Annotated in this window: 16 protein-coding genes; 9 read left to right on the top strand and 7 right to left on the bottom strand. The window is 64.8% G+C overall.

Translation table 11 applies throughout. The features are described 5' to 3' along the window. Positions 1–180 precede the first annotated feature (180 nt). The 7 genes from D6Z43_RS18400 (at position 181) to D6Z43_RS18430 (ending at position 9,459) form a co-directional block, all read left to right on the top strand. Positions 181–1,107 (top strand): LysR family transcriptional regulator, encoded by a 927-nt coding sequence (locus D6Z43_RS18400; protein ID WP_120653530.1) that lies wholly within the window; start codon positions 181–183, stop codon positions 1,105–1,107. Between the two features lie 145 nt (positions 1,108–1,252). Further along, positions 1,253–2,434: a M20 aminoacylase family protein gene (locus D6Z43_RS18405; RefSeq protein ID WP_120653531.1), complete on the top strand. Its 1,182-nt coding sequence runs from the start codon at positions 1,253–1,255 to the stop codon at positions 2,432–2,434. Continuing rightward, positions 2,431–3,720, top strand: coding sequence for an MFS transporter (locus tag D6Z43_RS18410; protein ID WP_120653532.1), 1,290 nt, complete (start codon positions 2,431–2,433; stop codon positions 3,718–3,720). The genes D6Z43_RS18405 and D6Z43_RS18410 overlap by 4 nt, the downstream gene beginning before the upstream one ends. Positions 3,721–3,736: 16 nt before the next feature. Beyond that, positions 3,737–5,209, top strand: coding sequence for a CapA family protein (locus D6Z43_RS18415; protein WP_120653533.1), 1,473 nt, complete (start codon positions 3,737–3,739; stop codon positions 5,207–5,209). A 144-nt stretch (positions 5,210–5,353) separates the two neighbouring features. Continuing rightward, positions 5,354–6,430: a M14 family metallopeptidase gene (locus D6Z43_RS18420; protein ID WP_120653534.1), complete on the top strand. Its 1,077-nt coding sequence runs from the start codon at positions 5,354–5,356 to the stop codon at positions 6,428–6,430. 112 nt (positions 6,431–6,542) lie between these two features. Then, the gene (locus tag D6Z43_RS18425; protein ID WP_120653535.1) at positions 6,543–7,304 is read left to right on the top strand and encodes an ABC transporter substrate-binding protein; all 762 of its coding nucleotides are present in this window, start codon (positions 6,543–6,545) and stop codon (positions 7,302–7,304) included. A 181-nt stretch (positions 7,305–7,485) separates the two neighbouring features. Further along, a complete protein-coding gene (locus D6Z43_RS18430) occupies positions 7,486–9,459 on the top strand; it encodes a DEAD/DEAH box helicase (RefSeq protein ID WP_174235588.1) in 1,974 nt (657 codons plus the stop codon). 260 nt (positions 9,460–9,719) lie between these two features. Here the strand turns inward: D6Z43_RS18430 and D6Z43_RS18435 are convergent, their stop codons facing one another. The 3 genes from D6Z43_RS18435 to D6Z43_RS18445 form a co-directional block, all read right to left on the bottom strand. After that, entirely contained in the window at positions 9,720–10,295 is a 576-nt protein-coding gene (locus D6Z43_RS18435; RefSeq protein WP_120653536.1) for a YceI family protein, read from the bottom strand. Positions 10,296–10,326: 31 nt separating this feature from the next. Then, positions 10,327–10,881, bottom strand: a complete 555-nt coding sequence (locus tag D6Z43_RS18440) for a cytochrome b (protein ID WP_120653537.1) — start codon at positions 10,879–10,881, stop codon at positions 10,327–10,329. Between the two features lie 234 nt (positions 10,882–11,115). Then, entirely contained in the window at positions 11,116–12,591 is a 1,476-nt protein-coding gene (locus D6Z43_RS18445) for a flavin monoamine oxidase family protein (protein WP_120653538.1), read from the bottom strand. A gap of 162 nt (positions 12,592–12,753) precedes the next feature. Between D6Z43_RS18445 and D6Z43_RS18450 the strand changes: the two genes are divergently transcribed. Beyond that, positions 12,754–14,160 carry an adenosylmethionine--8-amino-7-oxononanoate transaminase gene (locus tag D6Z43_RS18450; RefSeq protein WP_120653539.1) on the top strand — a complete coding sequence of 469 codons (1,407 nt, stop codon included), beginning with the start codon at positions 12,754–12,756 and terminating at the stop codon, positions 14,158–14,160. A gap of 156 nt (positions 14,161–14,316) precedes the next feature. Next, positions 14,317–15,036, top strand: a complete 720-nt coding sequence (locus D6Z43_RS18455) for a 16S rRNA (uracil(1498)-N(3))-methyltransferase (protein ID WP_120653540.1) — start codon at positions 14,317–14,319, stop codon at positions 15,034–15,036. A 115-nt stretch (positions 15,037–15,151) separates the two neighbouring features. On the opposite strand, the gene D6Z43_RS18460 is transcribed toward D6Z43_RS18455, so the two are convergent. From D6Z43_RS18460 to D6Z43_RS18475, 4 genes are read right to left on the bottom strand one after another with little or no spacing between them, the layout of a single operon-like run. After that, a complete protein-coding gene (locus D6Z43_RS18460) occupies positions 15,152–15,622 on the bottom strand; it encodes a chemotaxis protein CheW (protein ID WP_120653541.1) in 471 nt (156 codons plus the stop codon). 10 nt (positions 15,623–15,632) lie between these two features. After that, positions 15,633–16,652: a chemotaxis protein CheB gene (locus D6Z43_RS18465; protein WP_120653542.1), complete on the bottom strand. Its 1,020-nt coding sequence runs from the start codon at positions 16,650–16,652 to the stop codon at positions 15,633–15,635. Then, positions 16,649–24,541 carry an Hpt domain-containing protein gene (locus D6Z43_RS18470; RefSeq protein WP_120653543.1) on the bottom strand — a complete coding sequence of 2,631 codons (7,893 nt, stop codon included), beginning with the start codon at positions 24,539–24,541 and terminating at the stop codon, positions 16,649–16,651. Before D6Z43_RS18470 ends, D6Z43_RS18465 begins: the two co-directional genes overlap by 4 nt. Positions 24,542–24,550: 9 nt before the next feature. Next, a complete protein-coding gene (locus D6Z43_RS18475; RefSeq protein WP_120655302.1) occupies positions 24,551–25,411 on the bottom strand; it encodes a protein-glutamate O-methyltransferase in 861 nt (286 codons plus the stop codon). Between the last annotated feature and the right edge of the window lie 3 nt (positions 25,412–25,414).

Here is a 25,414-nt window from a genome sequence, read left to right on the forward strand (position 1 = left end):
CTGCCCTTGAATACTGCTGGGGGCATCTACGCCACCCTTGGCGAATGAGTTCGCCCCTACGGGAGAAGCGAATCCGCGAACGCTCTGCACAGCCGCACCGGCTGAAACGTCTCTTTACAGCACCCGGCCCACTTTTTGCCTTACAGTCGGCCCCACCACCGAACTCATCCGGGCCCATTCATGAAGTTGCACCAGCTCCGCGCCATTGTCGCGATCTGCGAGAGTGGCAGCATCCAGGAAGCCTCGCGGCTGCTCCACATTTCCCAGCCCGCCCTGTCCAAGGGCATCAAGGAACTGGAAGCCGAACTCGGCGTACCTCTGCTGGTGCGTTCCAACCGCGGCATCACCCTCACCGAATTCGGCGAGCGCCTTGTACGCCGCGCGCGGCTGATCCTGGAAGAGGTGCGCCGCGCACGTGACGAGATCGAAACCCTCAAGGGCGTCATGGACGGCAAGGTCTCCATCGGCGTTTCTCCGGTAACGCCCGGCGCCCAGTTCATCGCCAGCCTCAACCGCTACCGCAAGCGCTACCCCAAGGTGCAGGTGCAGATCCACGAATTGCGCCCCTCCAAGCTGATGGAGGGCCTGCGCGAAGGCCTGCTGGATCTGGTGCTTACCTCCCTGCCCGCCTCCCGCAGCAGTGACGGCTTCCACTGGACCGAACTGTTCACCCAGCCGACGGTGCTTGCCGTGCGCAAAGGCCATCCGCTGCGCCATGTGCGCACCCTGAACGAGTTGCGCGACCAGGAATGGCTGCTGCAGGACTCACTGGAGCAGTCACGGGTCGGCTGGATGTTCGAGAACTATCAGGTGGAGCCGCCGGAGCGGATCATCGAATGCGCCTCGGTGGTGTTGTTCTCCGAACTGGCGCTGAATACCGATGCGATCAGCTATTGGTCGCTGCGGGTCCTCGACCATGTGCGCAAACTCGGCCAGGAACTGGAGATCATCGATCTGGTGGAACAGGTGCCGCCGATGAACATCTCGCTGGTGTGCCGCGACCAGGAACTGATGACGCGCGAAGCCCAGGCGCTCACCGACGAGCTGGTCTACGCCTACAAGAACCCCGCTGCCAAGGCCGGCCAGTCGCTGAACCCCACCTCCTGAGGCAATCCGCCTCGTCCCACCGTGCTGCCGTCGCCGCAGTGCGTGCATAACCAAAGCCGATACGCATGCCCAGAGGTGATTATCCCGGCCACCCTGGGCTGCGGCATGCTGCGCGCCATGCTGAACACGACAACAAGGGCAAACCATGCAGCTGATCCCACAGATCCTGGCCTGGCAGGATGAATTCGCGCAGATTCGGCGCCAGATCCACCAGCATCCCGAACTTGGCTTCGAGGAACGGATCACCAGCGAATTGGTGGCCGGCTACCTGCGCCAGTGGGGCTATGAAGTTTTCGCGGGCGTCGGCGGTACCGGCGTCGTCGGCGTGCTGTGCAACGGCAGCAGTGCGCGCAGCATCGGTATCCGCGCCGACATGGACGCCCTGCCGATCCAGGAAGAAAGCGGCGTCCCCCATGCCAGCTGCGAAGCCGGCAAGATGCACGCGTGCGGCCATGATGGGCACACCACCATCCTGCTTTGCGCAGCACGCTACCTCGCCGAAACCCGCCGGTTCGACGGCACCCTCAATCTGATCTTCCAACCCGCAGAGGAAACTCTGGGTGGTGCGCGACGCATGATCGAAGACGGCCTGTTCGAGCGCTTCCCCTGCGATGCGGTCTACGCACTGCACAACATGCCGGGACTCCCGGTGGGGGCTTTCCTGACCCAGCCCGGCGCCATGAGCGCGTCGTCCGACGTGGCGACCATCCGCCTGATCGGGGTCGGTGGACACGGCGCCATGCCACACAAGGCCCGCGATCCCATCGTCGCTGCCGCCGAGTTGTTGCTGGCGCTGCAAACCATCGTCGCGCGCAACGTGCCAGCCGGCGAAGTGGCCGTGGTCACCGTCGGCGCCATCCAGGCCGGTGAGGCCCATAACGTGATCCCGGATGTGGCCACGCTGAAGCTCAGCGTTCGCTCCACCCATCCGGATATCCGCAAGCTGCTGCGCCAACGTATCAGCGAGATCAGCCAGGGCGTCGCCCAGGTCCATGGCATCGAGTTGGACCTGGACTACGAAGAGCGCATCGGCGTGCTGATCAATACCCCAGCCGAAACCGCACTGCTGCAACAGGTGGCGCGTGAGCTGGTGGGTGAGGAGGCGGTGCTGACGAGCGTTCCCAGCGGTTATCTCGGCAGCGAGGATTTCGCCTCCATGCTGGAAGTGCGGCCCGGCTGCTACATGGTGCTGGGTAACGGCAACAGCGGGCCGAGCGGCTGCATGGTCCACAACCCCGGCTACGACTTCAACGACGCCGCCATCCCTTTCGGCGCCAGCCTCTGGGCACGCCTGGTGGAAACGAGCCTGAACGAGGCAAACGCATGAACGCCCCTTCCGACAGCAGCCGCCCGCTGGTGGTAGCGCTGCTGATGACCGTGATGGTCATCAGCGTGCTCGACAAGAGCATCTTCGCCTTCGCCGGCCCGCAGATCATCGACGAGCTGAAGCTCTCACCCGAGCAGTTCGGCTTCATCGGCAGCGCATTCTTCTTCCTCTACTCCATTTCCGGCGTGCTGGTGGGCTTCCTCGCCAACCGCCTACCGAGCCGCGGCATCCTCGCCGGCATGTCGGTGGTGTGGATGGCCGCCCAATTGTTGACTGCCCTTTCCAGCAGCCTCTTCGCCCTGGTGGCGAGCCGCATGCTGCTTGGCGCCGGCTGCGGCCCAGGCACCGCGGTAACCCAGCACGCCTGTTTCAAATGGTACGACCGGCGTGAGCGAGTCCTTCCCGCTGCCTTGATCCAGGTGGCGATCATGCTCGGAGCCATCCTCGGCGCACTCTCGCTGCCGCTGCTGATCCAGCACCTGGGCTGGCGCTCCGGCTACCTGATCCTCGCCACCATCGGTCTCGTCTGGCTGGTGCTGTGGTTGATGGTGGGCCGCGAGGGCGGGCACGATGACGCCGAGAACGAACCGGGCCATGGCGCCGTGTCCTACCGCCACCTTTTGCTGAACCGAACTTTCGTCTTCATCACCCTGGCCGGCTTCTGCACCTACCTGCCCACGGCACTGATCTACAGCTGGGTTCCCACGTATCTGCAAAAGGGCCTGCACATGAGCCCAATGCAATCCGGCTACGTGGTAATGGCAGCCACTGTCGGGGTGATCGTCCTCAACCTGGTGGTTTCCGGCCTCTCCCAGCGCGCCCTCAAGCGTGGCGCCAGTGTGCGGGTGGCCATGGCCCTGCCGCCAGTGGTGGCCTGCCTGATCGGTGGCGTCGCCCTCAGCTTGATGGGCTTCTTCGAACAGGGCCTGCTCGCCACGCTAGGCCTCTACCTGCTGGGCGGGATCGTGGTGAACCTGCTGCCCGCCTTCGCCAACTCCATCGTCGCCTACATCGCCCCAGCCCGACAGCGCGGCAGCATGTTGGCCATCCACATCGGCCTGATGACCAGCGCCGGCATGCTCGCCCCCCACGTAGTCGGCCAGGCCATCGGTTGGGAAGGCGGCGATCTGGTCCTCGGCTTCGAGTTGGCCGTCGGCCTGTTCGGTACAGCCCTGCTGGCCGGAGGCCTGCTGGGCCTGTTTCTGATCGACCCCGAGCGCAGCCGCCAGAAACTCGCCGCTCGCGCAGCCCAATCCCCCAACGCCCCGGCCCCGTGCCAGGCCTGAGTCAGGAAATCGCTCCATGTATCAACGTGTCAAAGCCCCGCAGCAGCGGCCCGCCACCCTCGAGTTGCAACCCACCTGGCGCGAGGCCGAGGTCGAAGACGGCTTCTGCGTGGTCGCCGTTGGCGACATCATCATCACCCACGCCATCGCCCAGAAGCTCAAGCGCAAGTCGCCGGAGTTGCTGGCAATCCTCGGCCGGGGCGATGTGGTGGTCGGCAACTACGAAGGCTCGGCCATCGACCTGAAGACCTACGACGGCTACCCGGAAGCCGAGTCCGGCTTCGCCTGGCTGATCAGTGACCCGGACGCCCCGGCGGACCTCGCCGCCCTGGGCTTCAACCTGATGGCCCGCGCCAACAACCATGCCCTGGACTGGGGCGCGGCAGGCATGCGCATGACCAATGAGCTGCTGGATGCCGCCGGCATCGCCCACGCAGGAACCGGCGCCAGTCTCTCCGCCGCTCGCGCCCCGGCCTTCGTCAACACGGACTGCGCGCGGGTGTCACTGATCTCCTACGCAACCACCTTCGAAGCCAATTCACCGGCCAACGATGGCCTCGGCGTGGTGCCGCCGCGTCCCGGCCTGAACCCGCTGCGCACAACGCCCCATCGACTGGTATCGGCCGAAGACTTCGCCGTACTCAAGCGCCTCAATGACCAGGAAGCGTTCCAGGACCATTACCTGCTCAAAGCCCTCTACGGCCAGCACAGTGTGCACCTGGGGATGGCACTGCACTACCGCGTCGACCCAAGCGCCGCGCCGGGCTCCCTGCGCATCCACTACGAGTGCGACAAGCGCGACCAGGCGGACATCCTGCTGAACCTGCGCCAGGCCAAGCAAACCTCCGACTTCACCATCGTCGCCCAGCACACCCACGAGCCGGACAACTTCACCTCCTCAGTGCCCAATTACCTGCCGGCACTGGCCCGCAGCCTGGTGGACAACGGCGCCGACATGCTCTGCGGCCATGGCCCGCACCAGATCCGCGGCATCGAGGTCTACAACGGCAAGCCGCTGCTCTACTCCCTGGGCAATTTCTGCTTCATGGACAACAGCCAGCAGGTGATTGCCCGTGACGAGTGGGAAGAAATGGAATGGATGGCCGCCGAGGCCATCGTCGGCCCCAAGGGCATCACCAACCCGCGCATTTCCACTCCGGCCGAATTCCTCGAGTGGAAGCGCGTGGTGGGCATCTTCAGTGAGCCGATCTGGTTCGAAAGCGTGGTTGCCGAATGCCGCTTCAACGCCGAAGGCCGCCTCAAGGAACTGCTGCTACACCCCATCGAACTGGGCTTCGAAGGACGTGACGCCGAGCGCGGCATTCCGCGCCTGGCCTTCGACAGCGAGGACAACCAGCAGCAGGCACGGCGCATCCTCGAGCGCCTGCAGGTGCTGTCCGCGGAATTCGGTACACGGATCGAGATCGACACCGTGGAGTTCGGCCAACGCATCAGCAGTATTGGCCGGGTGCTGATTCCGACAACCTGATCGACTCGCGCCACATCTGGCGGCCCACCCGGCCTCCGGACGCCCTCCAACCCTGATTCGCTGTCGCCAGGCGCCGGCCACAAGCCGGTGCCCGGGCACGGCTGCGCCCGTGAACGACCAAGGGCGCCTGACCCGGAACCTGAAATGGACCTGACCTGTTTCTCTCGCGATTACGCGGAGGCCCGCGAAAAATTCCTCGAAATCTGCCACCAGCGCCGCCTCACCGTGGAATCCCATAACCACCCGATGCAGGGTCGCGACAATGAGCAACTTGCACTGGATGTGGCCTTCAGTGGCCCGCGCGACGCCACCAACCTGCTGGTGATCAGCAGCGGCTGTCACGGCGTCGAGGGATTCTGCGGCTCGGCGATCCAGATCGACCGTCTGCGCGACGGAGACTGGAACGAGCGCTGCCGGCGCGACAACCTCGCCGTGCTTTACCTACACGCACTCAATCCCTACGGCTTCTCCTGGTTGCGGCGGGTGAACGAAGACAACGTCGACCTGAATCGCAACTTCGTCGACTTCGGCCAACCGCTGGCGGACAACCCCGATTACCGGGCGGTGGCCCCCTGGCTGATGCGGCCGGGGCTGCTGAGCGACTTGCGTCTGGTGGGCTATGCACTGCGTCATGGCAGGAAAAGCCTGCAGGCCGCTATTTCACGGGGCCAGCACAGTGACCCGCATGGCCTGTTCTTCGCCGGCGCCCGCCCAACCTGGAGCAACCTGACCCTGCGCCGGGTACTGCGCGAACACGCTCGCCAGTGCCGGCGTATCGCCTGGATCGACGTGCATACCGGGCTCGGACCACAGGGCGTCGGCGAGCGCATCTACAAAGGCCGCCAGCGTGCCGAAGACATCGCCCGCGCACGCCATTGGTGGGGCGAGCAAGTCACCAACAGCGCCGAAGGCAACTCGGTGTCGGCCCGACTCAACGGCACGCTCGACCAGATGGTGATGAGCGAATGCGCCCAGGCCCAGTACAACGGCCTGACCTTGGAATACGGCACGCTGCCCGGACGCAAGGTCCTCTCCGCACTACGTGCCGAGCAGTGGCTGCAAAACCACCCGAATACCGCTCCGGCGGTCCACCAGCGCATCAAGGAGCGCCTGCGCGGTGCGTTCTATCCGCAGCGGGACGGTTGGAAGCGCGAGGTGCTCGACCAGGCGCGCGAAGTGCTCGACCAGGCCCTGGCCGGGCTGGCCAGCCCCCTGGGTTGATGGCGACTGTAGCCGCCTTCGTGATCGCCCCAGTGGCGAAGGCGGTCACAGCTTCGGCGCATTGACCTTCGACTTACTACCCATCGCGCTTGCGGCCACGTAATCTGGCCACATGCTAGTACTTCGCATAGTCCTTCTCACCCTGCTCGCATGTCTCGGCTCAGCCGCCCTGGCCGAGCCCCTGCGCATTGTCAGCGAACCCTGGGCGCCCTACATATTCGAAGAAGAAGGCCAACTCCGTGGCCTGGATTACGAGGCCAGCGCCATCGTTTTCCAACGCATGGGCATCGAGGTCCAGTGGAGTCTGATGCCCTGGAAGCGCTGCCTGATGGAATTGGAAAACGGTCAGGCCGACGCGGTGCTGGACATCTTTCGCAATCAGGAACGCGAGTCGCAGATGGTCTTCCCCGCAGAACCGCTGTCGGAAGTGGAGTTCGTGCTGTTCTATGCGCGGCAACGACCCTACCCGTTCCAGCGCCTGGCCGATCTTCGGGGCCTGAAGATAGGTGTTTCCCCCGGTTACTGGTACGCCGACCAGGCTTTTCGTACCTCGCCACTGTTCACCCGCGAACCGGCGCCGACCCACGAGGCCAATCTCGGCAAGCTGGTGCGCGATCGGGTCGATCTCGTGGTCAACGACCGCCGCGCCGGCCTATACCTCGTCCACCAGATGGGCCTGGAAACGCAGATCGCCAGTCATCCCAGGGCGATCAGCCGCGACCGCTTGTACCTCGCTTTCCGCCGTCAATCGCAACTGGAAAGCCTGGCCGCGCCCTTCGGCGAAGCACTCAGGCGTTTCAAGCAGGAACCGGCGTACGCACAGCTCGTGGCCCGTTACCGCGAACCGGGCCAGGAAATCTCCAGCAACCGTTGAGCGCCGCGATGGCTGTACATTCTCGAGGAGCTGTTATACTCGGCGCTCCGTCAGGCATACGCCCGGATGCTGAGCCACCCTAGAGCCAGCAGGACCGGTCGGGATCGCGAGCCATCGCTGCGATTCGAGCCAGACAAGATCACCCTTTCGGGCCAGCCCCTAGAACTACACAGGATCTCCCATGTCCTTTGCTTCCCTCGGTCTCTCCGAGGCATTGGTCGGCGCTGTCGAAGCCGCCGGCTACGCCCAGCCCACCCCCGTGCAACAGCGGGCGATTCCCGCCGTGTTGCAAGGTCGCGACCTGATGGTCGCGGCCCAGACTGGCACCGGCAAGACTGCCGGTTTCGCGCTGCCGATTCTCGAGCGCCTGTTCCCCAACGGTCACCCAGACAAATCCCAGCGGCACGGCCCGCGCCAGACGCGTGTACTGGTCCTGACCCCAACCCGCGAACTCGCGGCCCAGGTCCATGACAGCTTCAAGCTCTATGCCCGTGACCTGCATCTGGTCAGCACCTGCATCTTCGGCGGCGTCGGCATGAATCCGCAGATCCAGGCCGTTTCCAAGGGCGTGGACATCCTGGTGGCCTGCCCCGGCCGCCTGCTCGACCTGGTTGGCCAGGGCGCCGTCGACCTCTCCCATGTGGAGATCCTGGTGCTCGACGAAGCCGACCGGATGCTCGACATGGGCTTCATTCACGATGTGAAGAAAGTCCTCGCCAGGCTGCCGTCCAAGCGCCAGAACCTGCTGTTCTCGGCGACCTTCTCGAAAGACATCGTCGACCTCGCCAACAAGCTGCTACACGATCCCGAACGCATTGAAGTGACGCCGCCGAATACCACGGTGGAGCGCATCGAGCAGCGCGTGTTCCACCTGCCAGCCGGCCACAAGCGCGCCTTGCTGGCGCACCTGATCACGGTCGGTGCCTGGGAACAGGTGCTGGTCTTCACCCGCACCAAGCACGGCGCCAACCGCCTGGCCGAGTACCTGACCAAGCACGGTCTGCCCGCCGCGGCGATCCACGGCAACAAGAGCCAGAACGCTCGCACCAAGGCCCTTGCAGACTTCAAGGCCAACGACGTGCGTATCCTGGTGGCGACCGATATCGCTGCCCGCGGCCTGGACATCGACCAACTGCCCCATGTGGTCAACTTCGAACTGCCCAACGTCGAGGAAGACTATGTGCACCGCATCGGCCGTACCGGCCGTGCCGGCCGCAGTGGTGAAGCCATCTCCCTGGTTGCCCCGGACGAAGACAAGCTGCTCAAGGCCATCGAGCGCCTGACCAAGCAGAAGATCCCGGCCGGCGATACCCAGGGCTTTGACCCAGCGACTGTCGAAGCCGAACGCCCCGAAGCCCGGGCGCCGCGCCCCGAGCGCCAGCCGCGCGCCGACAAGCCCAAGCGCGAAGGCAAGCCGCAGCAAGCGTCCCAGGGTCCCAGTGAGGCCAAGGAAGCTGGCGACGACTCCGAAGCCAAGCCGCGCAAGAGCCGCAACCGCCGCAGGGGCAAAGGCAAAAGCCAGGAACAGCAGGGCCAGGGCCAGGAGCAGAAGGCCGCAGCCCCGCAGCAACAACCCAAACAGGCACGTCCGCAACGCCCGCCGCAGCCGGCGGCTGATCGTGACCCTGAAGAATTCCTCGACGACGACGTGGACAACTTCGGCAATCGCGCCGACTACGTCAGCCCCTACCCGCCCAAAGGCCAGAACCAGGGTCGCAATCAGCGCCGTGGCGGCCAGGGCCAGGCTCAAGGCCAAAAACAGGGTCAGAAGCAGGGCCAGGGCCAGGGACAAGCCCAGGGCCGCAGCGGCCAGGGGCGTGGGCAAGGCCAGGGTGAGAACCAGGGCCGGCGCCAAGGAGGTGGTGGTCAGGGCAGCGGCCAGAAGCAACAAGGCCAGAAGCAAGGCCAGCAGCGTCAGGGCAAGCCCGCCAACAAGACTCGCGGCAACGGCCAGCGCCGTGGTGAAGATCAACTGGTATCCCGTGGTCGCGACGAGCCAGCGGTTCAGGATCCTCGCGCCAACAAACCGGCTCCGAAGATCATCATGAAAGAGTCCCGCGCCGACCGTTTCCCAACGCCGGAGCAGTTGGACGAGCTGCAGCAGAGCAACCGCCCGCGCGGTGAGAAACCAGCATTGCTGACCCGCAATCGCTGAGTCCCTCCTGCTCATGAAAACGCCGGCCCAGTGCCGGCGTTTTCGTTTCCGGGGGTTCGTGCATTTTCGGCAGGAGGGGTTTCAACCGCAATGCAGGTCAAAGGCCTGCCTGCACGAATCGGCGGAGCTGCCTCACGTCGATTTCGCGGATGATTTCGCTCCCACAACGCCGGGTATCCGAACGCCCGCACGTCCCATGGTGAGCCGGACAGCAAAACGCCGGCTGTGAGCCGGCGTCCTGATACTGCGGGAAAGCGAGCTTAGGAACGCACACCCTCGAAGGAGATGATCAGCTCGGCTTCCTGGGAGGCCGGGCCGAGGTCCTTCTGGATGGCGAAGTCCTTCAGCTTGATCGTGGTGGTGCCTTCGAAACCGGCACGGTAGCCGCCCCACGGATCGTCGCCCTGGCCAACGAACTTGGCCTTGATCACGACGGGCTTGGTCACGCCGTTCAGGGTCAGGTTGCCGGTCACGTCGGCAGTGCCCTGGCCGGTGGACTTGACCGAGGTCGACTCGAAGGTGGCGGTGGGGTTCTTGCTAACGTTCAGGAAGTCGCCGCTCTTGATGTGCTTGTCACGCTCGGCGTGGTTGGTATCAACGCTGGCGGTCTTCAGGGTGACCTTGATCTTGCTGGCCTCGGGGTTCTTCTCATCGAAGCTGAAGGTGCCGTCGAAATCCTTGAAGGTCCCGTAGATGTAGCTGTAGCCCAGGTGGCCGATCTTGAAGTTGACGAAGGCGTGCTGGCCTTCCTTGTCGATCACGTAGTCGGCGGCCATGGCCTGGCCAGCGAACAGTGCGGCACCGAGGGTCAGGGCAGCGAAGGTTTTCTTCAGCATCGGTGAATCTCCTTGTTGAAAGGTTGCAGCATTATTTGGCGGCGCGTCCGAGCATGCGGGTCAGGGTCGCGTCGCGGTCGATGAAATGGTGCTTGAGAGCGGCCAGGGCGTGTATACCGGCGAAAATCAGCAGGCCCCAGGCAAGGTATTCGTGGATGGCGCCGGCGACATCTTCCTGGTCAGGAATGGCGGTGAGGGTGGCGGGCACTTCGAACAGGCCGAACACGGCAATGCCACGGCCCTCGGCGGTGGAAATCAGGTAACCGGAAATCATCAGGGCGAAGAGGCCGACGTAGAGCACCAGGTGACCGACCTTGGAGCCCAGGCGGGTCATCGGGCCATGGTTGGGCAGTGCCGGCGGCGGCGGGCTGATGAAGCGCCAGGCCAGGCGCGCAACCATCACCAGGAACAGCAGGATGCCGATGCCCTTGTGGATATCAGGAGCGGTCTTGTACCAGCTGCTGTAGTAGTTCAGACCGACCATCCACAGGCCCAGGGCGAACAGACCGACGAAGACGATGGCCACACCCCAATGCAGAAGAACACTGACCAGGCCGAAGCGGGACGGAGAGTTACGCCATTGCATGAAATGAATCCTTGGAAACACAGGCTGGGTGAACGCGACTGATAAAGCCTAGCGGCTAATCTATCGAATTAAAGCGGAAAATTTCGCTTTGAAATATCGAGCAATACGATCATTTATAACGAATGGATCTTTGCAGGATTTTGTCGAAGGAACTGACTGAAAGTTCGTCAGCCGCTGCCGAAAGGCGCGGCGGAGGGGACCGGCGGCGGAAAGACCCGCCGCCAGAGGTGCAACTCAGTTGAACAGGCGGGAGAAGAAGCCCTTCTTCTCTGCCGTGGCAGCCGCCTTGGGCGTCGCTACAGGCTTGGCTTCGGCCACGGTTTCGACCGGACCCACGGCCTTGCCGGCCTTGAGGTCGGCCACCTGGGTGGCGGCGCGCTGGCCGCTGCGCAGGGCCCCTTCTAGGGTCCCTGGATACAGCGCATCGGTATGCTCGCCAGCAAATACCACGCGCCCCAGAGGCTGCTCCCACATGCGCCAGTAGAGGCTGATTTCGCCCGGCCCATAGGCCAGGTAGGCGCCACCGGCCAACGCATCCTTGCCGTAACGACGCAGTTCGAAGCCCTTGAACTGTTCGCGGGCGCCTGGGAAATGCTTGTCGAAGCGGATCAGCACCTGATCGACCATCTGCCGGTCGCCGAAAGCCTGCATCAGGCGGGCGTTGTCGCCGGACAGGTTGATCAGCAGGTTGGCGCCGCCCTTCAGGGCCGGCTCGACCCAGAGCATACCCAGCCCCTGGTCGCTATAGACCTCGCCGGAAAGGCGGCTCTTGCCCCATACCGGTTTCTTGAACTGCAGCAGCATCTGATCGCGCCAGCCGTAGTTGATGTCCTTCAGCGCGCGCAGCTGCAGGGCCGACAGAGAAGGCGTCATGCTGATCTTGCCCAGGGCCGGCAGCGGCACGGCAAGCACGACGTAATCAGCCTGGTAGCCAGCACCGCCGACCTTCACGGTCACGCCGTCCTTCTCCTGCACGATGGCGGAGACGCGGGCGTTGGTCTTGATGGTCTTGATCTGCTTGGCCATGGCCTGGGCCAACCCCTGGCTGCCGCCGGGCAGGCGAGCAGCGCGCATCTCTGTATCCGGCAGGCCACGATAGACGCGCGCCTGCTGGGCGAGGTAAAGCAGCGACAGGCGCGACGGCTCGTCGTAGCGCGAGCGGATGCGCTGATCCACCAGGGCCTTGGCAGTCGGCGGCAGGCTCAGCTTTTCCAGCCAGCGCGCCACGCTAATGGAGTCGAGGGTCTGCAGGGTGTGATTGGCCAGCGGCTTCATCGGATCGTCGATCGAGGCGGCCAGGTCATCCAGGCTCTTGTCGAAACGCTTCAGGCCTTCGACGGTACTGGGCGCTTCCTTGAGCAGGTCGGCCTCGGAGAAGTAGCGACCGTTCACCAGGTAGCCTGGATTGCGCACGTAGTCCGGCGCGGGCACGGCCTTCAGCTTGAACTGGTCGAGGTAACGATACAGGCTCGGCTGCAGCTTGGCGCTACCGACCCACTCGCTGGCGGCCAGGCCAGAGCGCCCGCCGATGCTCGGCTTGGCCTCCAGCACGGTGACCTGCCAGCCCTTCTGCTGCAGCTCGTAGGCCGAGGTCAGGCCCGCCATGCCGCCACCGATGACGATGGCCGTCGGCTGCTTGTCCTTGGCCAGCGCAGTCGCACTCAGCCCTCCCACTATGATCAGCGCCAAGGCGCGCCAGGCTGCTGGCATGAAAATCTCCCCCGGTAAAACAGTGTCGTTCTGAATTGGCGCGCAGGATACGCCAGCCCCGACGGCCCGAACAGACGTGCCTTCCGGGCGGCAGGCAGCGTCCTGCTTGTCCAGGGCGGAGGCATTGCATAGGCTTCGCCGATCGCTACAGGAGAACGACCCATGGGCCTCAATGCCGACTGGATGCAACGCGACCTCGCTGTGCTCTGGCACCCCTGCACCCAGATGAAAGATCACGAACGCTTGCCGGTGGTACCGATCCGCAGGGGCGAAGGCGTCTGGCTGGAGGACTTCGAGGGCAAGCGCTACCTGGATGCCGTCAGCTCCTGGTGGGTGAACGTCTTCGGCCACGCCAACCCACGTATCAACCAGCGCATCAAGGACCAGGTGGACCAGCTGGAGCACGTGATCCTCGCAGGCTTCAGCCACCAGCCGGTGATTGAACTGTCCGAGCGCCTGGTGAAGATCACCCCCAGGGGCCTGGACCGGGTTTTCTATGCCGACAACGGCTCCTCCGGCATCGAAGTGGCGCTGAAGATGAGCTATCACTTCTGGCGCAACCAGGGACTGGAACGCAAGAAGCGCTTCGTCACCCTGACCAACAGCTACCACGGGGAAACCGTTGCGGCGATGTCGGTGGGCGACGTCGCCCTGTTCACCGAAACCTACAAGTCGCTGCTGCTGGACACCCTCAAGGTGCCCAGCCCGGACTGCTTCCTGCGTCCCGACGGCATGGGTTGGGAGGAACACTCACGCGCCATGTTCGCCCACATGGAGCAGGCCCTGGCCGAGCACCATGACGAGGTCGCCGCCGTGATCGTCGAGCCGCTGATCCAAGGCGCCGGCGGGATGCGCATGTACCACCCGGTCTACCTCAAGCTGCTGCGGGAGGCCTGCGACCGCTATGGCGTGCACCTGATCCACGACGAGATCGCCGTCGGTTTCGGCCGCACCGGCACCATGTTCGCCTGCGAGCAGGCCGGTATTGCCCCGGACTTCCTGGTGCTGTCCAAGGCCCTGACAGGTGGTTACCTGCCAATGGCCGCAGTGCTCACCTCCGAGGCCGTGTACCAGGGCTTCTACGACGACTACCAGACCCTGCGAGCGTTCCTCCACTCGCACACCTACACCGGCAACCCGCTGGCTTGCGCCGCCGCCCTGGCCACTCTCGACATCTTCGAGCAGGACCGGGTGATCGAAGCCAACCGCAAGCTGGCGATGCGCATGACCACCGCAACCGCGCACCTGGCGGATCATCCGCACGTGGCAGAAGTGCGCCAGACCGGCATGGTGCTGGCCATCGAGATGGTCCAGGACAAGGCCAGCAAGGCGCCCTTCCCGTGGCAGGAACGCCGGGGACTGAAAGTCTTCCAGCACGCACTGGAGCGCGGCGCCCTGCTGCGCCCGCTGGGCAATGTGGTGTATTTCCTGCCGCCCTACGTGATCACCGAGGAACAGATCGACTTCCTTGCCGAGGTGGCCAGCGAAGGCATCGACATCGCCACCCGCGACTCGGTGAGCGTGCCGGTGGCGGCGGACCTGCACCCAAACCACCGCGATCCGGGCTGATCACCGCCTCTGCGCAGGTTAGGCCGAACTAGACGAGGCCCGACGATCCAGTCTTGAAACTCGATTGTTGGGCTTCGCTGCGCTCAGCACCAACCTACACGGCATCGCCGCCAGGCCTTAAACTGCGCGCCTTGTCCCACCTTTGTCCTAACGCCCATGCGCCTTTCCCGCTTTTTCATCGACGCCCCGCTCTCCCTCGGCCAGCACGAGCTGCCTGAGGCCCAGGCCCACTACATTGGCCGCGTCCTGCGCCTTGCCGCTGGAGATGCCGTACAGCTGTTCGACGGCTCCGGCCAGGAGTACCTCGGCGAACTGATCGAAGTGGGCAAGAAGTCTGTAAGGGTCGATCTGCGCGAGTCCTTCGCCGGTATGACTGAATCGCCTCTGCGGGTGCACCTGGGTCAGGGCCTGTCGCGTGGCGAACGCATGGACTGGGCGATCCAGAAGGCCACTGAACTGGGCGTGGCCGAGATCAGCCCGATCGTCAGCGAACGTTGTGAAGTGCGCCTGAAGGACGAGCGCGCCGACAAGCGCCTCGCCCACTGGCGCCAGATCGCGATCAGCGCCTGCGAGCAATGTGGCCGGTCGGTACTACCGGTTATCCACGCGCCAATCACGCTAGGCGATTGGCAGCGCGACATTCAGGCAGATCTCAAGCTGGTCCTGCACCCGGTAGCCGAGCCCCTGGCCAGCCACGCCAGGCCGGGCAACCTGGCCTTCCTGATTGGCCCCGAGGGCGGGCTTTCCGAGGCTGAGGTGGATGCCGCAAAGGCAGCGGGCTTCCACGCCGCGCGACTGGGGCCACGGGTGCTGCGCACCGAAACGGCACCGGTAGTGGCGCTCAGTGTTGCTCAACAACTCTGGGGTGATTTCTAGCCCCATGCTCTGGCCAGGTTGGTCTGAGCTGCGCGAAGCCCAACGAGCGAAATAGCCGGAGAAATGCTGGGCCCCGTTGCACAAGGACCAACCCACGGCATTCAGCCCCGCTGAATCAGATCAAACCGGCATCGGCCAGCATCTGCTCCAGCGCTACAAGGTCGGGGATCTTCGCCACGTCGGTGCCGATCTGCACCGAATCCAGCTCCAGCGCCGCCAGCGGCGCATTGGCACGGCGCACATCTTCTTCGAGCTTCAGCGAACGGGGAATACCTTGCAGCAACAAGGCAATGAACTTCACGTGCGGGCGACCGCCGAGGGCGTTGAGCACGGCCACCCGGGCACCTGAACCAACCTTCGCCTCACCACCGGCGGCGGCCTCGAAGGAGAGCAACGGCAGGCGCAGGTCGCGCCACGCCACCTGGCCCAGCAGCCAGGCCGGCAGTCCCGGCGTCGCCTGGGGAGCGCGATAGGGAATGAGTTCGGCCAACGCCACGTTGGGCACCAGCAGGGTACGGTCGGACAGCGGCAGCAGCAGCCCCGTAAGGCTGGCGGAACTGTTTTGGGTGGTAACGGCTTGGCTCATGTGAATTCCTTTAGCTGCACTGTGCGGCCAGATGTTCGACCAGCTTCGCCGCCAGCTCGCGCGGGTCGCCGCTGAAGCTGCTGTAGCCACCTTCGCGCAGACTGTCGGGCATGCTCGAGCAGGCGCAGCTCTCGGCGCTCTGTGTCCAGATCAGTCCACCTTGCCGGCGCAGGTAGGCAGCCGCGGCGCTGCCATCGCTCCCCATGCCGCTGAAGGCGATGACACCGCATTGGGCGCCGTAGTGCTGGGCCAGGTTGAGCATGGCCTGGTCGATGGACGGGCTGTAGGGCTCTGGCCAGGGGCGCTCGCTCACCTGCATCTGGCCGTCTTCGGTGAAATCCAGCTCACGGCTGATGGGCGCCACGACGACCTCGCCGCAGCGCACGGCATCGGCGTTACGAACCTGATTGACGTGCCACTGACTGTGGCGACCCACCGCCTGGGGCAGCGCGCCCTCGAAGCTGGGGTCGATGTGCTGGGCATAGATGAAGCCGATGGGCAGGCCACCGGGCAGGGCATCCAGGAACGCCTTGACCGCAGCCGGCCCGCCGAGGGAGGCGGCCAGCAGCCAAACCTGGCGTGCCGGCTCACCTGCCACCAGCGGTGTATCGGCCAGTGCCCTGGGCAATTCGAGACGCGCAGGACGCTGGGCATCCGCCAGCAGGCTCTCCAGGCTCGGCCCTACCGCCACCGCGGGGTCGCCGACGAGCTTCTTCAGCTTGCCGAACAGGCGCCGCTCCCAGCGCGGGTAGTGCTCGGAATGGCGTTCGGGAGCGTGGCCTTCGCCGAACAGGACCGGGGCGCTGGCATGTTCCAGCAGGCTGTCCACCAGGGGAGAGTCCTCGGACAGGGCCAGGTCCACCAGCCACAGGTCCGCCTCGCAGGCACCGAGGGCTTCGTCATCGAGGCGTGCCGGATCGCTGTTGAGTACGACCTGGTAGCCATTGCCGGTCAGAGCCTGCTGCAGCACATGGCGCTGCAGCGAAGTGTCGGCGAGCACGGCGATCCGTGCGGAAGTCTTCTCTGTCATGTCCGTTTGACCAGATGCTGGATGGATTCGAGCAGCAGCGATTCCTGGTAGGGCTTGCCCAGGTAGTCGTTGACGCCGATGGCCATGGCGCGCTCACGGTGTTTCTCACCGGTACGCGAGGTGATCATGATGATCGGCAGGTCCTTCAGGCGTTCGTCGTGGCGGACCAGGGTCGCCACCTCGAAGCCATCCATGCGAGGCATCTCGATGTCCAGCAGCATGATGTCCGGACGCTGCTCCTGCAGCAGGGCGATGGCGTCCACCCCGTCCTTGGCGGTGAGTACGTTCATACCGTTGCGCTCCAGCAGGCGGCTGGTGACCTTGCGTACGGTCACCGAGTCGTCCACCACCATCACCAGCGGCGGACGTTCCAGATCCACCTCTGCCGGCAGGACTGTGGCGCTGGCCGAACGCAGTTGCGGCTGCACCAGGTGAGCGTGGCGCGTACGAATGGTCGCCAGCAGATCGAGGATCACGACCACGCGGCCATCACCGAGGATGGTGGCACCGGAGATACCGTGGACGCCGGCGAACTGCGGGCCGAGGCTCTTCACCACGATTTCGCGGGACCCCACAAGGGCGTCTACCTGCACGGCCACGGCGTGTTCGGAAGAGCGCACCAGAATCACCGGCAACGGCAGGCTCTGGCCCACCAGCTTGGGTTGCTGGCCGTTGTCCAGCAGGTCGCCTAGGTACTTCAGCTCGTAGTTCTGCCCGGCGTACTCGAAACGAGGCGCATCGGGCTGGTAGTAGGTTTCCAGCTCGTAGGGCGAAACACGCACGATGCCTTCGATGGTGTTCAGCGGGATTGCATAGAGGTCTTCGCCGGAAAGCACCATCAGCGCACGGTTCACCGACACGGTGAACGGAAGGCGGATAAGGAAGCGGCTACCCTCGCCCGGGATCGAGTCGATGCTCATGGTGCCACCGAGCTGCTTCACCTCGGAGTGCACCACGTCCATGCCGACGCCACGGCCGGAAATCTGGGTGACCTTGTCGGCCGTGGAGAAACCCGGTTCGAGGATGAACTGCAGCACTTCGTGGTCCGACAGGTCGGACTCCACGTCCATCATGCCGCGCTCGATCGCCTTGCGACGCACAGCTTCGAGCTTGATGCCGGCGCCGTCGTCAGCCAGGGTGAGGACAATGTCGCCACCCTCGCGGCCGAGATTCAGGCGGATGGTACCGCTCTCCGGCTTGCCGGCGGCGCGGCGCGCCTCGGCACTCTCGACGCCATGGTCGACCGCGTTGCGCAGCATGTGTTCCAGCGGCGCCACCATGCGTTCCAGCACGGTACGGTCCATCTCGCCTTCAGCGTTGCCGACGACGAATTCCACCTGCTTGTCGAGTTCGCTGGCCACTTGCCGGACGATACGGCGCAGACGGGGTACGAGGCGGTCGAAGGGCACCATGCGCGTACGCATCAGGCCTTCCTGCAACTCGGTGTTCACCCGCGCCTGTTGCAGCAGCAGGGTTTCCGCATCGCGGTTTTTCGCCGCCAGGGTTTCCTTGAGGTCGAGCAAGTCGGACGCGGACTCGAACAGCGCTCGCGACAGCTGTTGCAGCTGCGAGTGACGGTCCATTTCCAGCGGGTCGAAATCCTCGTAGCCAGCACGCTCGGCTTCTGCCTGGTAGCGGCTGAGAATCTGCGCCTGGGTCTCGGTGTCGAGACGGCGCAACTGGTCACGCACCCGCTCGATGGTGGACTCCATCTCGCTCAAGGTGAAGCTGAAGTCGCTGACTTGCTGTTCCACCCGGCCACGGAAGATGGAGGTCTCACCCGCCAGGTTGACCAGGCCTTCGAGCAGTTCGGCAGGTACCTTCACCAGCTCCTGAGGCGCGCGACGCGCGGCGGCCTCCTGTGCGGCTTCACGGGCACGGTGAACGAACGGCAACACTCGTTCTTCACCGACCACCAGAGGCTGAACGCTGGCGGCGACGATTGGCGCGACCAATTGGGGCACTTCCGGCTGGCTCGATACGTGCGGCGGCGCCAGGTCTTCGGCGATGCTCTGATCGAGTTGCTGGCGCAGGTCTTCCAGCTCGGCCTGCAGACCTTCGTATCCCGATTGCACATCGAGGAACAGGCTTTCCGGCCAGGGTGCGCCCTGTTGCTGGGCCTCGACCAGGTGTTGTTCGAGATCGTGGGTGAGGTCGCCCAGGCGCTTCTGTCCGGCCAGCCGCGCACCGCCCTTGAGCGTGTGCAGCACGCGCAGAATCTCTTCCACATGGGCGCCGTCTTCGCGCGACTCCTCCCAGCGGCCGATAGCGGTTTCCATGGCCTCCAAGAGGTCGTCGGCCTCTTCCAGGAAGATGTCGAGGATATCTGCCTCGGCCACGGCTTCCAGGTCATCCGCGGCGGCAGGCTGCAGATGCACGGCACTCGGTACGCTCAACTGTTCGCTGGGATTGGTGCGCCAGCGCTGGATGGCGTCGATCAGTGCCTGCCCACCAGGCAAGGGGCGGCGTGCGCGCACCGCGTCGAGCATTTCGCTCAGACGGTCCTGGCAGGCCTGCAACAGACCGAACAGGGCCGGGCTGGCCCGCAGGCGACCGCCGCAAAGGCCTTCGTAGAGGAATTCCAGTTCATGGGCAAGGTCGCCGATGGGTCCGATCTCGGCCATCCGCGCACCGCCCTTGAGGGTGTGCAGGTCCCGTTGCAGGGACTCGACTTCCAGGCTGTTGTCCGGGTCCTCGATCCAGCGCTGCAGGGCGGCACCGGCACTGTCGAGGATGTCGAAACCCTCCTCGAGGAAGATTTCCACCAACTCCGGGTCCTGGTCGCTATCGAAGGGCTGGGGGGCGCTATAGGCGGCCGGCTCTTCAGCAACGCGCATTTCCAGCAACTCGGACAGGGACGTTTCGTCCATGACCTGGGTGGCTACATCCAGCTCCGACTCTTCAAGCTCTTCGTTGGCGGCTGCCAACGGCTCGCCCGGACCAGCGGCGTCTTCGTCGTCGAAATCCTGCTCGTCGAAGGCTTCGGCTTCGGGTAACGGCTGCACTACAGCGGCGGACAGGCTCTGCGCACCACCCTGGCGAAAGCCCCGGATGTCCTGGATCAACTGCAGCGGATCGGTCAGGGCGCGGCGGGCCTGGAGCTGTTCCAGCAGCGAAGCGAGGCAGTCGTGGCTCTTCTGCAGCAGTTCGGCCAGGCGCGGCGAATGGCTGTAGCGGCGGTCCACCAGACCTTCGTAGAGGGATTCCAGTTCGTGGGCGAGATCGCCGATGGGGCGGATCTCAGCCATGCGCGCACCGCCCTTGAGAGTGTGCAGGTCACGCTGCAGGGCCAGCAGGGCCGGTTTATTGTCCGGCTCACCGAGCCAGCGTTCCAAGGCCTTGCCGGCACTATCGAGGATGTCCACTGCCTCTTCGAGGAAGATCGACACCATCTCTTCGTCCAGGGCAGCCGGAACCTCATCCAGTGGCTCGGTCTCGGGCGCCTGTTCGGGATCGAAGGACGCCAGCTCGGGCAATGCCACTTCCTGCAGGGCCAGCGGCGCTTCCACCAGTTCGGGCAGCGGCGGGATGTCGTCGACGCGCGCCCAATCGGCGGCGTCCGCGTCCAGCTCCTCGATCTCCAGATCGGGGATGCCAGGCTCCAGCAGCGCCAAGGCCGTCGGGTCGACCACGTCCTGCAGCAGGGTGCGCAGGGCCTGGGCACGCTCCGGCTGGGGCGTGACCTCCAGCGCTGCAGCGACCTGGTCCATCATGCCGATCAGGGCCTCGTGGGCAGCATCGGCTTCGCTGAAGAAGCGCTCGCTGACCGGCAGGCTGCCTTCGTCGACAGCGCCGTAGACATCCAGCAGGGCCTCGCAGAGTTCTTCGATCTGCGGCAGCTCGGCCATCTCGGCACCACGGCCGAGCGTATTCAGTTCTTCCAGCAGCGCGCCCAGTTCCTGGCGCTCGGCCGGGTGCTCACGCCAACGCCGCAGCAGATCTTCGGCGTCCAGCAGGATGTCCATGCCTTCCGCGAGGAACAGGGAGATCATCTGCGGATCGCGAGTCTCGCCCTTGTCATCACGGCGAGCGGCGCTGGCCGCGTCCAATCGGTCCTGATGCAGCTTCTGGATGCGCTCCAGCAGTTCATTGGTGCCGGGAATCGCCGCCAACGGCGTGCTGTCGAGCTGGGCCACGCCCTGATGCAGGAGGTTCAGCGCCTCGCGCAGCAGTTCGGCCTCGGAAAGGTCGATGCTGAGCAGGTTGGTCTTGTATTCCTTGGCCAGTTTTTCCAGCGGCGTGGCGATCTCGGCGATCGGCAGGATGCCCGCCATGTGCGCGCTGCCCTTGAGGGTGTGCAGGGCACGCTGGAGGTCATCGTTGATGGTCTGTGGCAATTCGTGGTCGCAGGCCTTGATGAAGCCGGCGAGGGTTTCCAGGTGCAGTTCCGCCTCGTTACGGAAGATTTCCAGCAGTTGCGGGTCCAGCGCCTCGCCGGACTCGGTGATGACCGGAGCATGCGGCTCGCCCACGGGCTCGATGGCCTGATCTGAACCCGGGGCTTCAGATTTTGGGAGGAGTTGCCCCTTGGCCAGGGCGTGAGCCGTGGCGGCCAACTGGTCGACGTCATCACGCTGGCGCTGGGCCTTGCCGGCGTAGTCCTCGACCAAGGCGGGAAGCAGGTCGACCACATCCTGGACCACCTGGTAGACCGGCTCACTGGTCTCGATGCTGCGATCCAGCACGCGGTTGAGCAGGTTCTCCACCGACCAGGACAGTTCGCCAATGACCAGTGCACGCACCATGCGTCCACTGCCCTTGAGGGTGTGGAAGGCGCGGCGCACTTCGCCCAGGGCGTCACGGTCATTGCTATCGGCACGCCAGCGCGGCAGGTACTCGGCCAGGGTCTCCAGCACTTCGCCGGCTTCTTCGATAAAGACTTCCTGCAGCTCGTCGTCCACGGGTTCTTCGTCGGCTGGCGGTGGCAGCAGACTCGGCGGCACCTCGCGGGCCGGCGGATTGAAGGCGGGCACCGGGGCTGCCATGACTTCGGCCAGCGACAGCGGCCGTTCCGCAGGCTCTTGCACCGGCGCTTCCTCCGGTGCGCTGGGCAACTCCACTTCCGGCAGGCCAAGTTCGGCGAGGGCGGCTTCGTCCCACTCCAGCGGAGCCGGCAGGTCCTCCAGGTTCATGGCTTCCAGCTCGACTACCGGTTCGGCGTCGGGCAGGGTATCCAACTCGTCGAAGTCCAGGCTCGGCAGCGCCTCGAGGTCGGCTTGCGGCATTTCCAGCGCCGGCTGATCACCAGGCAGGGCCGGCGGGAGTTCTTCCAGGTCGGCGAGGTCGAAGCTCGGCAACGGCTGGTTCTCGTCGAACTCCAGCGGCGTGTCGAGGCTGAAGTCGAGCAGTTCGCCGTCCTCCGCCAGCGGCTCCTCGGCCAAGGCGGGCAGGCTGTCCAGCTCGGCCAGATCAAGGCTGGGCAGGACCTCGTCACCCTTTATCGGCTCGAGTTCCAGGCTCGCAACGGCCTCGGGCTCCAGCGGAGTGTCCAGGCTGAGTTCGATGGTATCAGCCGCCTGCTCGGCCTCCAGCGCGTCCAGACTCCAATCGTCTTCGGAGAGCAGCAGTTCGCTTTCGGCAGTAGGTAGCTCGGCCGAAAGCTCCAGGGGAGCATCCAGGCTCAAGTCGATGCTTTCGGCGGCAGGTTCGGTCTCCAGCTCGCCCAGGCTCCAGTTGTCATCAGAGACCAGCAGTTCGCTCTCGGCGACCGGAACTTCAGCAGCAGCCAGTTCCAGCGGCGCGTCCAGGCCGAGGTCGATAGCTTTGGCGGCCGGCTCTGCCTCAGGGTCGTCCAGGCTCCAGCTATCATTGGATGCGGTCAGTTCACTTGCAGCAGTTGGCGTTTCAGTCGCAGCAGCCAATTCCAGCGGTGCGTCCAGGCTGAGATCGATGCTATCGGCGGCCGGCTCGGCCTCAAGCTCTCCCAGGCTCCAGTTGTCATCGGAAACCAGCATTTCGCTCTCGACGGCCGATGTTGCGGCATCGCCAAGCGGTTCGGGTTCTACATCCAGGCCGAGGTCGACGCCATCGGCGGCCGGCACGAACGAGAATGCCTCGGGCATCACCGCTTCCGGCTCGTCTTCAGGATCAAGATGCTGGTGCAACTCCGACTCTTCGGCCGCCAGCACTTCGATTTCCTGAAGCGGATTGACCAGGGGGGCCGGGGCCTCGTCCTCATCCACCCGATCGAGGATGGATGGCTTTTCCTTCAACGGGTAACCCAGGGATTCCAGGCTTTCCTCGGCCACGTCGAGGATCAGGTCGCCCTGGGCAGCATGGTCCTCGGATAGGCGTTCGAGGTAGTACTCCACGCTGGTGATGGCATCGGCCAGGGTATCCAGGCTCTGCCAGTTGGGCACGGCCTTGCGGGCCAGCAGCTGTTCCTGGATGTAGCGGTTGCAGGCTTCCAGCAGGGCGGCGGCGCGCGGTAGCGGAATCATCGCCAGACCGCCTCGCGCCTGGGTCAGCAGCTCCGGGACGCGAGCCAGGTGCTCATGGTTCCACTGCGAAGCGATGAACTCGATAATCGCGTCCTTGGCCTGTTCCAGGCCATTGCGCGCCTCCTTGATGACCAATTGGTGAATCTGCGCCACGTCGGTGGTGGGCAGGTGGCTTTCTTCCGCAGTGCCTTCGTCCGCCGGACCGACCATGCCGGCCAGGGTGGCTTCGACGTAGAGCAGCGCGCCGGCGACATCCATCAGTACCGCGTCGCTGGGCTCACGCTGGCCAAGCGACAGGCCGTGAATAACGTCGATCTGATCGAGGATGACCTTGCGCGGCTGGCCGAAGCCCAGCACCGCCAGGGTGTCGGCGATCTGCTTGAGCGGCGGCAGCAGGGAGTCCAGTTCGGCGACCCCACTGCGGTCGCTGCGAACGAAGAGGTCGAGGCTGTCCTTGACCCGCACCAGCTCCTCACAGAGCGCAGTAACCACTGAGCGCATGGCATCGCGGTCGGGGCCGGCAAGGCGGGCGCGTTCCTCGTCTACCACGGCGGTGTCGGGCAGGGCTTCATCGAGGCGATAGCGCTCCTTCAGGGCGCGGATACGCGGCGACTGGGCCGGAGCCTTGGCGATATAGAACAGCAGGTTTTTCACCAGGTCTTCCGGAGCGGCCTGGTTGAAACCATCGGCGCCCTGTTCAAGCAGGCGCTTGAGCTCCTTGTCCACTTGGCGCAGCAGGTTGCGCACCGAGGAACCGTTGACCACCGAGCCATTGGCCAGGCCTTCCACCAGGCCCGAGGCGATCTGCCAGAGTGGGCCGAGAGGCGCGTCCTGGCAGAGTGATTCGAGGCGCGCGAACACTCGCGCCATGTAGCCGAGGTTGGCGGCCAGGTCCTGGTTGCGGATTACACCGACCAGGGCGGTTTGCAGCATCTGCCGCAGCTTGCGCAGGAGGACCGGTAGTTCGGCAGTACGCATGCGCGCCAAGGTGTCCATCGACAGCGCAGGCAGCATGCTGGAAAGGTCCGGCGCGAACAGACTGGTTTCCGAGAGCAGGTTGTCGCCGCGGGCGGCACGCAGGTCGTTGAGCAGCGGGAGCAGGACCATCGGCAAGTCACGACGGGCGCTCTGGATGCGGTCCAGGTAGGGAGGCAGCTGCAGGATGGCCTGCATCAGCACTTCCAGGGCCTCGCCCCGGTTGGCCGCTCGGCCTTCCATCAGCGCCTGGGCCAGTCGCTCCATTTCCTCGGCGAGCAGGGCCGCGCCATAGAACTCGACCATCTGCAGCGTGCCCTGGACCTGGTGGATATAGGTCAGGCAGAAACGCATGCGCGTCGGGTCCTGCGGGTTCTCGACGAAGGCCTCGAGGGCCTGCCGTGCCTGCTTCAGGGTTTCCGCGATCTCGCCCTTTACCCACTCGAGGGCAACGTAGTCGTGCCGATCAGTCATAGCCGTCTGCTATCCCTTCCGGGTGAATGCCAGAACCTGTTCATTGGCCACCGGCTCAAGGTCCGGATGTTGCCAACCTAATACTTCGCCCACGCCCAGCACCATCAGGCCTCCCGGCGCCAGGCTCTCGGCCAGGCGATTGAGAATTTCCCGACGGCGCCAGCGGCGGAAGTAGATCAACAGGTTCTGACAGAAAATTACGTCCATGCCGGACATTGGCGCCTTGGCCAGTTCCAGCACATTGAGCCGGGCACAGCACACCCGTGCGGCCAAGCTCGGCACTATCTTGTAGCGACCATCGTCCTGGGCCTGGAAATAGCGCTCGGTAAGCGCTTTTTCCAGTTGTTCCAGGCGGCGGGCGCCATACAGGCCCTCACGGGCCTTGGCCAGGGCATTGAGGCTGATGTCGGTGCCGGTGACGCCGAAATACTCCGGCTGCTCGGTGCCGCCCAGCGCCTCGGCCGCCACCATGGCCAGGGAATAGGGTTCTTCACCGCTGGAGCAACCCACGCTCCAGATCTCCAGGGGCCTTGCCAAGCCACCTTCGACACGCCCACGCAGGTAATTCGCAAGCAGTTCGAAGGATGCCGGGTGGCGGAAGAATCGAGTCTCCTGCACGGTCAGGCGATCCAGCAGGGTCGACCATTCCACCGCGCCACGCGGCCCGTCGGTGACCTGGCGGTAATAGCTGGCGTAGTCCTGGACCCCCAGCTCGCGCATGCGCGCGCTGAGATTGGCCTGGAGGAAGGACCGACGCTGGTCGCTGACCACCACGCCGGTGCGTTCCTCGAGTAGCTTCTGCCAGTCGTGAAACTCGGCTGTCGTCATGTCGGCCAGGGGTTTCAAGGCCCAGACGCCGCCCGACTGCATGCT

Source organism: Pseudomonas sp. DY-1 (assembly GCF_003626975.1).
Classification (GTDB): domain Bacteria; phylum Pseudomonadota; class Gammaproteobacteria; order Pseudomonadales; family Pseudomonadaceae; genus Metapseudomonas.

Bases quoted from the DNA above. Each gene is read 5' to 3' on its own strand.
- D6Z43_RS18440 (WP_120653537.1), bottom strand. From the start codon at position 10,881: ATGCAATGGCGTAACTCTCCGTCCCGCTTCGGCCTGGTCAGTGTTCTT.
- D6Z43_RS18420 (WP_120653534.1), top strand. From the start codon at position 5,354: ATGGACCTGACCTGTTTCTCTCGCGATTACGCGGAGGCCCGCGAAAAA.
- D6Z43_RS18475 (WP_120655302.1), bottom strand. From the start codon at position 25,411: ATGCAGTCGGGCGGCGTCTGGGCCTTGAAACCCCTGGCCGACATGACG.
- D6Z43_RS18455 (WP_120653540.1), top strand. From the start codon at position 14,317: ATGCGCCTTTCCCGCTTTTTCATCGACGCCCCGCTCTCCCTCGGCCAG.
- D6Z43_RS18415 (WP_120653533.1), top strand. From the start codon at position 3,737: ATGTATCAACGTGTCAAAGCCCCGCAGCAGCGGCCCGCCACCCTCGAG.
- D6Z43_RS18445 (WP_120653538.1), bottom strand. From the start codon at position 12,591: ATGCCAGCAGCCTGGCGCGCCTTGGCGCTGATCATAGTGGGAGGGCTG.
- D6Z43_RS18425 (WP_120653535.1), top strand. From the start codon at position 6,543: ATGCTAGTACTTCGCATAGTCCTTCTCACCCTGCTCGCATGTCTCGGC.
- D6Z43_RS18410 (WP_120653532.1), top strand. From the start codon at position 2,431: ATGAACGCCCCTTCCGACAGCAGCCGCCCGCTGGTGGTAGCGCTGCTG.
- D6Z43_RS18405 (WP_120653531.1), top strand. From the start codon at position 1,253: ATGCAGCTGATCCCACAGATCCTGGCCTGGCAGGATGAATTCGCGCAG.
- D6Z43_RS18400 (WP_120653530.1), top strand. From the start codon at position 181: ATGAAGTTGCACCAGCTCCGCGCCATTGTCGCGATCTGCGAGAGTGGC.
- D6Z43_RS18460 (WP_120653541.1), bottom strand. From the start codon at position 15,622: ATGAGCCAAGCCGTTACCACCCAAAACAGTTCCGCCAGCCTTACGGGG.
- D6Z43_RS18430 (WP_174235588.1), top strand. From the start codon at position 7,486: ATGTCCTTTGCTTCCCTCGGTCTCTCCGAGGCATTGGTCGGCGCTGTC.
- D6Z43_RS18470 (WP_120653543.1), bottom strand. From the start codon at position 24,541: ATGACTGATCGGCACGACTACGTTGCCCTCGAGTGGGTAAAGGGCGAG.
- D6Z43_RS18450 (WP_120653539.1), top strand. From the start codon at position 12,754: ATGGGCCTCAATGCCGACTGGATGCAACGCGACCTCGCTGTGCTCTGG.
- D6Z43_RS18465 (WP_120653542.1), bottom strand. From the start codon at position 16,652: ATGACAGAGAAGACTTCCGCACGGATCGCCGTGCTCGCCGACACTTCG.
- D6Z43_RS18435 (WP_120653536.1), bottom strand. From the start codon at position 10,295: ATGCTGAAGAAAACCTTCGCTGCCCTGACCCTCGGTGCCGCACTGTTC.